The organism is Sutterella seckii (genome assembly GCF_009183815.1).
GTDB classification, from domain to species: domain Bacteria; phylum Pseudomonadota; class Gammaproteobacteria; order Burkholderiales; family Burkholderiaceae_F; genus Sutterella; species Sutterella seckii.
Window position 1 is genome coordinate 21,190 of record NZ_WEHX01000022.1, and the last position, 7,263, is coordinate 28,452.

5 protein-coding genes are annotated in these 7,263 nt (G+C 60.6%); 2 read left to right on the plus strand and 3 right to left on the minus strand.

The window, feature by feature from the left end; all coding sequences use genetic code 11:
- Positions 1-36 precede the first annotated feature (36 nt).
- The gene (locus GBM95_RS05115) at positions 37-1,329 is read left to right on the plus strand and encodes a dicarboxylate/amino acid:cation symporter (protein ID WP_152158104.1); all 1,293 of its coding nucleotides are present in this window, start codon (positions 37-39) and stop codon (positions 1,327-1,329) included.
- 74 nt (positions 1,330-1,403) lie between these two features.
- Here the strand turns inward: GBM95_RS05115 and GBM95_RS05120 are convergent, their stop codons facing one another.
- The gene (locus GBM95_RS05120) at positions 1,404-2,147 is read right to left on the minus strand and encodes a cyclic nucleotide-binding domain-containing protein (RefSeq protein WP_152158105.1); all 744 of its coding nucleotides are present in this window, start codon (positions 2,145-2,147) and stop codon (positions 1,404-1,406) included.
- Between the two features lie 288 nt (positions 2,148-2,435).
- Between GBM95_RS05120 and GBM95_RS05125 the strand changes: the two genes are divergently transcribed.
- Positions 2,436-3,935 (plus strand): FAD-dependent oxidoreductase, encoded by a 1,500-nt coding sequence (locus GBM95_RS05125; RefSeq protein ID WP_152158106.1) that lies wholly within the window; start codon positions 2,436-2,438, stop codon positions 3,933-3,935.
- Positions 3,936-4,021: 86 nt separating this feature from the next.
- Here the strand turns inward: GBM95_RS05125 and GBM95_RS05130 are convergent, their stop codons facing one another.
- Positions 4,022-5,638 carry a gamma-glutamyltransferase family protein gene (locus tag GBM95_RS05130; RefSeq protein ID WP_152158107.1) on the minus strand — a complete coding sequence of 539 codons (1,617 nt, stop codon included), beginning with the start codon at positions 5,636-5,638 and terminating at the stop codon, positions 4,022-4,024.
- 154 nt (positions 5,639-5,792) lie between these two features.
- Entirely contained in the window at positions 5,793-6,950 is a 1,158-nt protein-coding gene (locus tag GBM95_RS05135) for a pyridoxal phosphate-dependent aminotransferase (RefSeq protein ID WP_226963165.1), read from the minus strand.
- Positions 6,951-7,263 lie beyond the last annotated feature (313 nt).

The following is a 7,263-nucleotide window of genomic DNA, read 5'->3' on the forward strand; positions in this document are numbered from 1 at the left end:
CCTCTATTCCGAACGCCTGAACAAGGACACCCGACCATGGAAACCCAAAATCCAAAAGAAGCCGTCGAAGCCCCGGAGAACGCCTCAGCGCGTTCGAGCGGCTGGACGCTTCTCATCCTTTATGTTGCCGCCATCCTTCTCGGCGTTGCGAACGGCCTCTGGGGGTCTGAACTCGGACGCACGAGCGCCGACTTCATTTCGACCCTCTTCATCCGCATCTTCAAATTCGTCTCGGTGCCGATCATTGCGGTGTCGATCATTTCGACGCTTGCCGGCATCTCGCGCTCAGGGAATTCCGGGAAGATCTTCCGCCACACAATCTTCTACACGCTCTTCACGACGATTCTTGCCGCGGCGCTTGCAGCGCTCCTCTACGAGCTCTTCACGCCCGAGAACGTCTCCGTGGCGGCTTCCGCTGCGGCGCCGCTCTCCTCCGTTGCGAACGCCGGCGGCGAAGGCTACCTCAAGTACGTTGAATCGGTGATTCCGGACAACATCCTCGCGCCCTTCCTTTCGGCCAATGTTCTCTCGGTTCTCCTCATCTCCGCCGCGGTCGGCATTGCGATCGCCCGGATTCCCGCATCACGTTCGCAGGAAGTGCTCCTTGCCTTCTTTGCGGGACTCCAGGAAGTGCTCTTCAAGATCGTTTCCTGGGTGATCAAGGCGCTCCCCATCGGCATCTTCGGCTTCACCTCCGTGCTTGCCTCGGATCTCTCTTCGGGCATTGAATTGGGCGGCCTCGGTACCTACTTCATGGTGGTGCTCGGCGCCAACGTAATCCAGATGGCGGTTGTCCTCCCGCTCGTGCTTCTTGCCCGCGGCCTCAACCCCATCAAGGTTGTCCGCGCCATGGTGCCGGCGCTTACCGTCGCCTTCTTCTCCAAGTCCTCCGCGGGCACGCTTCCCGTCACGATGGCTAGCGCCGAGAACCGCCTCGGCATTCGCCGTCCCGTCTCGCGCTTCGTGCTTCCCATCTGCACGACCATCAACATGAACGGGTGCGCGGCCTTCATCCTGCTTACCGTCGTCTATCTCATGCAGAACGCAGGCGCCGACATCACGTTCGGCACGATTGCCGCCTGGGTGCTGATTTCGACGATTGCCGCCGTCGGCAACGCCGGCGTCCCGATGGGATGCTTCTTCCTCTCCGCCTCGCTTCTCGCGAGCATGAATGTGCCCATTCTCCTGATGGGCGTCATTCTGCCCTTCTACGCCGTGATCGACGCGGTTGAGACCACGCTCAACGTCTGGTCTGACAGCTGCGTGGCGGCGATGGTGAATAAGGACCTCTACGGGGAGGAATCAGAATCCTCCGCAGAGGCAAATTAAGCGGCCGCGCTGAACCTGAAAGCTTCAGAACGGGCTTCTCCGGTACTTCGGAGAGGCCCGTTTTCTTTGACGCATCAATTCTGGAGAAACCCGCGCCAGTCCTTCGGGCGCGCATAGTCGCACGTAATTTCCTCGCTCGAACATAGCCAGGCCCAGACGCCGTCCAGAGCCGAAGCGCGGATGAAGACTGTGCTTCCATCGCTTTCAAGGTCTCCCGCAGCCTTCAATTCCGCATAGCAGCGCTTCACCTGGATGAGGCTCGAACTCGTGACGCGCTGCACCTGGGTTTGAGGCAGCACGGCCTCAAGCCGCACCCACTCGGCGCCGGATCTCATTTCGAGCTCGCCGTAGGCGAATGCCCAGGAAAGAAAATAGAGCCGGACCCTGTCCTGCACGGGGAGCACCGAATTGGCCGCAAGCCCGATGCGGTCCGACTGAATGCAGCATTCGAGCTGCACCTCAACGGCCTGCCGCAGGGTTTGGCACTCTCCCATCCGCTCCTTGATCCGGGCATTGGGGAGCGTGATCACCTCGAGGGGCGTCACGGCGAAATACCTGCCGTTTCCCGGCCGCCCGGAGTGGAAGGTATGGTTCCCGCCGCAGATCCGATGCGCCACAGCCAGGGCCATGCCCTGCTTCGACTGGCTGTACATGCTCCCGAAGGTTCTGCCTGCCACTCCCTGCGTGATGAGAGACATGAGCGAGAGGGGCATCCGGGGCGTGTAGACGTATTCGCCGCCATTCAACTGCCTCACCTGTCCCTCGGCGCGAAAAAGCGCCTCGAGCTCGGGAGGGACAGGAGGCGTAATCCAGGGCATCAGAGGCTCAGCCGAACCAGCTGGTAATTTTCATAACCTCATGCGGGGCCGCCGCACGACATTAAGCCATTGAGTCGAATACGCCATATCGCTCTGCTTTGATATTTATGTGTTTTTAAATTCTACTTTCCTCCTTTCGATTTGCAAAGAGTAGCGGTATCAAATGAGACGGGTGTCAAAGGAGACTGACAGGAAGTCCTCTGCTCGGGCAAATTCAATTCCATCGAAAGGAGTCCTTCCAAAGGACGCACCCCATTTGCAACGCCTAGAGAAAAAGGAGAAATTTCCATGGCCAAGCTCAAAACCCTCGCCTTTGCCGTTGCCGCTGCAATGACGCTTCCCGCCTGGGCCGACCAGAACCTCACGGCCGACCTCGTCGTCGTGGGCGCCGGTGCCGGCGGCACGGTTGCCGCTGTTGAAGCCGTTGAAGGCGGCCTCAAGACCATCATGCTTGAAAAGAACGCCTTTGCGGGCGGCGCGGGCAACTTCATGGAAGGCTCCTTCGCTGCGGAAAGCTTCATGCAGAAGGAAAAGGGCGTGAAGCTCACGAAGACCGAAGCCTTCAACCGCATGGCCGCCTACCATCACTGGCGCGTGAATGCCCCCCTCATGAAGGCCTTCGTCGACAATTCCGCCGACATGGTTCAGTGGGTCTGGGATCACGGCGTGCACTGGAAGGAAGTGAAGACCGCCTGGCGCAACAACGACGTCCTCACGTGGCACATCTATCCGAAGGCCGGTGCGCTTCCCTCCACGATGGTGAAGATCTTCAAGGAAAAGGGCGGCCAGCTCCTCCTTTCCACCCCGGCCGAGAAGCTCATCGTTGAAAACGGCAAGGTGGTGGGCGTCGAAGCCAAGAACGGTTCGGGCGAAAAGGTCACGGTCCGCGCGAAGAACGTCATTCTCGCCACCGGCGGCTACAACTTCAACGTCCCGATGGTGAAGGAAATGACCGGCATCGACATGATTCCGGTGGGTGCTCCGGGCCGCACGGGCGACGGCATCAACATGGCGATGCAGGTTGGCGCCGTGGGCGACAACATCGGTCCCATGATGATCAACGGCGCCTTCATGCCTGCCGAGGGCGAGGCGATCTGCAACGGCGCCAACAAGGAACTGCGCGCGATGTTCCGCCAGGGCCTCCTCTACGTCGACGGCACGGGCAACCGCTTCTTCAATGAAGAGCTCACGATCGACTGGCCCACCGCCTCGAACGCCATTGCCCGCACGGGCGAATGGACCTACATCGTCTTCGATGCCGCGACGGTCCGCGACTTCTCGACGAAGGGCAAGGGCTATCCCAACCCCTGCGGCAACTTCATCCAGCGCCATCAGGCCGCCACGCAGCTTGAAGCCCTCCTTCTTGAAAACGAAAAGAAGGGCAATGTCTTCATCGGCAGCACCATCGAGGAAGTCGCCAAGAAGGCCGGCATGGATCCGAAGATCCTGAAGGCCTCGGCCGACGCGATGACGAAGTATGCGAAGGAAGGCAAGGACGAACAGTTCGGCAAGGACCCCTACTACCTCCGCGCCGTCTCTGAAGGTCCCTTCTACGTGGTCCGCGGCAAGCTCAATACCCTCACGAGCCTCAACGGCGTCAAGGTGAATGCCGACCTCCAGGTTCTCGACAAGAACGATCACGTCATCCCGGGCCTCTATGCCATCGGTCATGACGCGGGCGGCATGTACGGCGACTCCTACGACCTGAAGGTGGGCGAAGGCACGGCCTCGTCCTTCGCTGTGACCTCCGGCCTCATGGCTGTGAAGCACATCCTCTCGACCAAGTAATCGCAGTCATTGTTCCGGACCCGCGCCCGGAACAGCTGTTCAACGCATCCAGGGAGCGTCTTTCTAGGAAAGACGCTCCCTTTTTCTTAAAAGCACATCACCTGGCCGTCGGTGCGCTTTTCGGTCGCGCCGCAGAGAACGCCGTCGCGATTTCTGAGAATCATCTGCCCGCGTCCCATGAGCGTCATGTCGGCCTTGATGCTCACCTCGTGACCCATGCGCGCGAGCTTCAGGATTTCCGCCTGCGGCATGTCGGCTTCAAGCTCAACGCGCTTTCCGCCCACCCACTGCCAGCGGGGAGCGTCGAGCGCCTGCTGGGGATTGAGGTGCCAGTCGATCAGGTTCTCCACCACCTGCACATGGGCCTGAGGCTGCATGAAGCCGCCCATGACGCCGAAGGGGCCGACCGCCTCGCCGTTCTTCGTGAGGAACCCGGGGATGATCGTGTGGTAGGGGCGCTTCGATCCTGCGAGGCAGTTGACGTGCCCGGGGTCAAGCGTAAAGTTGTTCGCGCGGTCATTCATCGAAATGCCCGTTCCCGGGATGACGATCCCGGAGCCGAAGCCGCGGTAGTTGCTCTGAATGAAGGACACCATCATGCCGTCCCGGTCGGCGGCGGCAAAGTAGACGGTAGAACTTCCGCGCGGGTCGCCAGCCTTCGGGAGCATTGCCTTTTCGCCGATGAGCGCCCGGCGCGACGCGGCATAGTCTTCCGAAAGAAGGTCGTCCGTCGTGACCCGCATGGCGGAAGGCTCCGTCACATGCATCGCGGTATCGGCCATGGCGAGCTTCATCGCCTCGATCTGCTGATGCATGGTTTCGGCCGTAAGGGGTGCACCCAGCTTCATTCCGGCGAGGATTCTGAGCGCCATCAGCACCGTAATGCCGTGGCCGTTGGGAGGCATCTCCCAGACGTCGTAGCCCTTGTAGTTGATGCTGATCGGATCAACCCATTCGGGCTTGTAGGCGGCGAGATCGCTCGCCCTCAGGAACCCCTGATGGTCTTCGTAGAATCGCCCGATGGCCTCAGCAATTTCGCCCCGGTAGAAGGCTTCGCCCTCTGTTTCAGCAATGCGCAGGAGGGTCTTTGCCATATCGGGAGAGCGGAAGATTTCGCCCGCCCGGGGAGCCCTGCCCTCCGGCGCGAAAGTCTCTAACCAGGGCGCGTACTGAGGATCCGCCTTCATGCCGGAATAGAGCCGGAAGGCGCGCTCCCAGAGGAGCGCCACGGTGGGCGACACCACAAAGCCTTCCGCGGCATAGCGGATCGCGGGCGCGAGCACGTCCTTGAAGGAGAGGCTTCCGAAGCGCTTATGCACGGCGCTCCATGCAGCGACGCACCCCGGAACGTCCGACGAAAGCGAGCCGTAGGCCGGGACTTCCGTGAGGCCGCGCTCCTTCATACCTTCAAGCGTCGCGCTGGCGGGCGACGGGCCGGAGCCGTTGAGGCCGTAGAGCTTTCCGTCCTTCCAGACCATCACGAAGGCGTCGGACCCGAGACCGTTGCCGGTGGGCTCCACGAGCGGCATCGCCGCCGCCATCGCGACGGCAGCATCGACGGCATTCCCGCCCTTCAGGAGAATCTGAAGGCCGATCGAGGCAGCGGTGGGGTTCCCCGCGCAGGTCATGCCGTTCGCGGCATAGACCACCGTGCGGCGGGAGGAATGAAGATAGTCAAGGGGGTCAAAAGCGGGCCAGGGCATGTTGGATCAATCTCGCAAAAGAGAACCCGGCGGAAGCTTTTCCATGAGCTCAGCCGGGTTCGGGGAATGTTTTTTGAAATATTAGCGTTCAGGCCGCGGGGCGGAGCGGCCGGAAAAAGTCATTCTTTTTTCCGGCAGGAACTCCGCTTCCCGGTCAGATGACGCCTTTCTTCCTAAGGCCTCTCATCACGTCGGCCACATACTGCATCTCCTGAGGACGCACGTAGGAGATGCGGCACCACGTGAGGGCGGGCGGGAAGGGGCGGCCGACCAGAATGTTCTCGGCCTTCATCGCCTTCGCGAAGGGCTCGAGCGGGCCCTTGAGATTGAAGAAGCAGAAGTTCGTCTGGCTCGGGAGATATTCAAGGTTGAGTTCCTTGAAGAGGTCCTCCATGATCTTGCGTGCTTCCTTATTTTCCGAATTCGAAAGGCGCAGGAATCCGAGGTCGCCGATTTCCGCGAGCGCCGCTTCAATCGCCGGCGTATTCATGAAGAAATCGTAGGCAATGTGGTCGTGCACGCGCTTATGGAGCTCGGGGGACGCCGTATAGGCAAAGCCCAGACGGAGACCGGCCATGCCGAAGATCTTCGAGAAGGTCTTCAGAACAATGACGTTCTTCGCACCCGCATTGACGAGTTCGATCGTCGACTTCCAGTTGGGGTCGACCACGAATTCGCCGTAGGCTTCGTCCATGAGGAAGACCGTGTTCTTCGGCTGCGAGCGGATCCAGTCGAAAAGCTGATTCGTGTCGGCGATGGTCGAGGTGGGATTGTTGGGATTCACGAAGTAGACGACCGCCATGCCCTTCTTCGCGGCTTCCGCTGCCGCCGCACGCATGGCCGGAATATCGATCGACCAGTTCTTACCCATCTTCACCTTGACGACCGGCATGCCGTTCCTCTTTGCGGCCATCTCGCCGTCGCTGTAGGTGAGTTCCGGAATGATGAGCGTTGCGCCCGGTTCATGGGCATAGGATTCAACGGAAGCGCGAATGGCCTCGGCCGAGCCCTGGGAGAGAACGATCTCTTCGGGCTTGCCGCCCACGAAATCGGCGCAGGCTTTGCGAAGCGCCTCGGCGCGCGCAAAGGGATACCGGTTGCAGACGGCAGCGGACTTAGCGACCGCCGCGCGGGCTTCCATGGAAAGCCCGAGGGGATTTTCGTTGAAGCAGGCAAGGAGCGGCTTATCCGCCGTCGGCTTCACGAATTTTTCGGCAAGAGGCGCCTCTGCGGCACGGGCCGCTCCCTGAGGCGCAAGCGCCGCGGCAAATGCCCCGCCTATGGCGGCCCCGATAACCTGACGTCGCTGCATGTGCATCTTCTTTCTCCTCGATGTTGGCGTGTGCGCGCTTCTTCTCCATGAGCGAGGGAATGAAGGCTCTGCGCCCGCGCCCCCGCGCATGTCTTTAGGAAGCTTCTTTCATCATGCACGCGCCGGGAGCGGGCCGCATAGGACATATATCTATGGAAAAGCGCAACTCTTGAGCGCACACAGCAGAGATCCGCATTCCTGATTAGGCAATGCGAAATATTAACAAAGGTATTTAATAGTTGACGGATGGTGCTGTGTGGCGCTTGGGGTCAGGCCGCCTGTGCATAGAGGGTACTCTCATTCGTAAAACAGG